3 protein-coding genes are annotated in these 1,672 nt (G+C 63.5%); all 3 read right to left on the bottom strand.

Features of this window, described 5'->3' with window-relative positions; translation table 11 throughout:
* Positions 1-246 precede the first annotated feature (246 nt).
* Genes KDH09_14000 through KDH09_13990 form a run of 3 tightly spaced genes read right to left on the bottom strand, consistent with a single transcriptional unit; the run spans position 247 to position 1,649 of the window.
* Complete coding sequence (locus KDH09_14000) at positions 247-744, bottom strand: SRPBCC family protein (GenBank protein MCB0220809.1); 498 nt, start codon at positions 742-744, stop codon at positions 247-249.
* A gap of 15 nt (positions 745-759) precedes the next feature.
* On the bottom strand, positions 760-1,251 hold the full coding sequence (locus KDH09_13995; GenBank protein MCB0220808.1) for an SRPBCC domain-containing protein: 492 nt from the start codon (positions 1,249-1,251) through the stop codon (positions 760-762).
* 11 nt (positions 1,252-1,262) lie between these two features.
* Positions 1,263-1,649 carry a winged helix-turn-helix transcriptional regulator gene (locus KDH09_13990; GenBank protein ID MCB0220807.1) on the bottom strand — a complete coding sequence of 129 codons (387 nt, stop codon included), beginning with the start codon at positions 1,647-1,649 and terminating at the stop codon, positions 1,263-1,265.
* Positions 1,650-1,672: the final 23 nt, after the last annotated feature.

The following is a 1,672-nucleotide window of genomic DNA, read 5'->3' as shown; positions in this document are numbered from 1 at the left end:
CCCGGCTTTCCTCCTTGGAATATTGCCAGATGCAACTCTATTTGGTGATTGGTGTTCCTGACATCTGCACGAGTGCAATGCTCTCGGCGATTAATTAACATAAGGCGTAAAGATTGTTTGGAATTTGGCCTGAAAAGCCCAGGAGCCATCAACAAAACAGCCGAGCCCAAAAGGGAAGTGCACCTGTGCGCTCGGCCGCACCATGCCCACGGGTTTCCGGGCATGGCGCACCGCCCAAGCCAACGGTCAGCGGCTTCCTTCGGCCTGAAGCTTCGCGACGAATTTGGCGAAGTTGCACAGGCACTGCTTGCCGCCTTCGATCGCGCCGTAGGTCTTCACGATCAGGTCGCGCTCTTCCTTTGTGGCGCAGATCATCCGGATCGTCACGCGCGTGCGCCCGCCGAGGTCCTCGAAGGTCCAGCAGGCGTCAAAGTTCGCGGACTCGCCCTTCTTCCCGCCGCCGTGCCGGAAGACGAGGCGCTCGGGCTTGACGACTTCCTGGAAGACGCTCGCGTTGGGGTAGCGCTTGCCGTCGGGGCCGATCATGGTCAGGCGCCAGACCCCGCCCACGCGCACGTCCATCGTCTCAATCTCGGTGGTGAAGCCGTCGGGGCCCCACCACTGCGCGACCAGCTTCGGGTTGGTCCAGGCCTCCCAGAGCAGCTCGCGCGGCGCGTCGAACTCCCGCATGATCACGATCTCGCGGTCCGAGGCCTTGATCTCCACCGAATCGTTGACGTCCATGTTCTTCCCGCTCCTTTAGGTGAGTGCTTCAGCCAGTTTGTCCAGAGAACTGCTCCATCCGCCGTTCGCGCTTTCGTGCATCGACGGCGGAAGCCCTTCGTGCCGCAGGACCAGATTCGTCTTGCCGCCGTCCCCAGAGAAGGTCACCGTCACGCGCATGTCCGTGCCGAAACCTTCGGGCATACCGTAATTCGACGCTGGCACGATCCTTCCTTTCGCGTCGCAGAAGGCGCTGGTGTAGGCGATGCGTTCGTGCTTCACGATCTCCGTGTAGGCGCCGGTGCTCCAGATCTCGGCATCGGGCCCACGCATGCACAGCAAGATTCGGCCGCCGATGCGAAAGTCCACCTCGCAGACGGGGAGGGTGAACCCCCGCGGGCCCCACCAGCGCTGCAGGTACGCGGCTTCGCTCCACGCGCGCCAGACCGTCTCCACCGGCGCGTCGAACGCCCGCTCGATGACCAACCCCGCAGGCGAGGGGGCACGCTCATTTCCGGCATTGCTCATGGATGGTCCCTTTATGGTTTGCCGCGCGGGCGGCCTTTGGGCGCCTTCGTTTGCGCTTTCATCTCGTCCAGCAGGGCGTCGAGTCTCTCGAAGCTGCCTTCCCAGAACTTCCGGTACGCCTCGAGCCAGTCGCGGGCGAGTTCCAGCGGTTGGGCCTCGAGCCGGCACGGACGGCGCTGCGCCTCACGCCCACGCGAGACCAGGCCCGCGCGCTCGAGCACCTTCAGATGCTTGCTGATCGCCGGCTGCGACATGGCGAAGGGCTCGGCCAGTTCCATCACCGAAGCTGGACCCGAGGCCAGGCGCGCCAGGATCGCGCGGCGTGTGGGATCGGCCAGCGCAGCAAAGGTCGCGTCGAGGCGTTCGGGTTCGGCAGGTCGATAACCCTTTGGTTTCATAACTAAAAGGTTATACTATGGAT

The sequence above is a fragment of the Chrysiogenia bacterium genome, assembly GCA_020434085.1.
Taxonomy (GTDB): domain Bacteria; phylum JAGRBM01; class JAGRBM01; order JAGRBM01; family JAGRBM01; genus JAGRBM01.
The sequence above is the reverse complement of the archived record's forward strand: the minus strand, read 5'-3'. Positions and strand labels throughout refer to the sequence as shown.